The sequence below is a fragment of the Pseudoalteromonas sp. SIMBA_162 genome, assembly GCF_046535955.1.
Lineage (GTDB): Bacteria > Pseudomonadota > Gammaproteobacteria > Enterobacterales > Alteromonadaceae > Pseudoalteromonas > Pseudoalteromonas marina.
This window is the reverse complement of the sequence record NZ_JAWJBQ010000385.1, coordinates 1-273: the sequence shown is the minus strand read 5'-3', so window position 1 is coordinate 273 and position 273 is coordinate 1. Positions and strand designations below refer to the sequence as shown.

At 61.5% G+C, this 273-nt stretch carries 1 protein-coding gene; it reads right to left on the bottom strand.

What is annotated here, in order from left to right; translation table 11 throughout:
* A partial coding sequence (locus R0J88_RS20145) for a cation:dicarboxylate symporter family transporter (RefSeq protein WP_410900896.1) occupies window positions 1-273 on the bottom strand: 273 nt, incomplete at both ends.

Genomic DNA, 273 nt, shown 5'->3' with positions numbered 1-273 from the left:
CGAGCATGATCGGCTCGACACTGCCCTGGAAATAGCGCAGCGGGTTCAAGCGCGCCAGAAAGCGCAGCATGCCGCCATAGACCACGATGGCATGCACGAAGCAGCCGATATAGACGATGCCGATCACCTTGGCCAGCGGCGCGAGCATTGCCAGGCCATAGGTGCCGGCCACCCAGGTCATCAGGGCGAAGACACCGTAGGGCGTGAAGGCGATGATGATGCTGGTCATGCGATAGATGATTTCCGCCGCGGACTCGAAGAACACGCGCACCG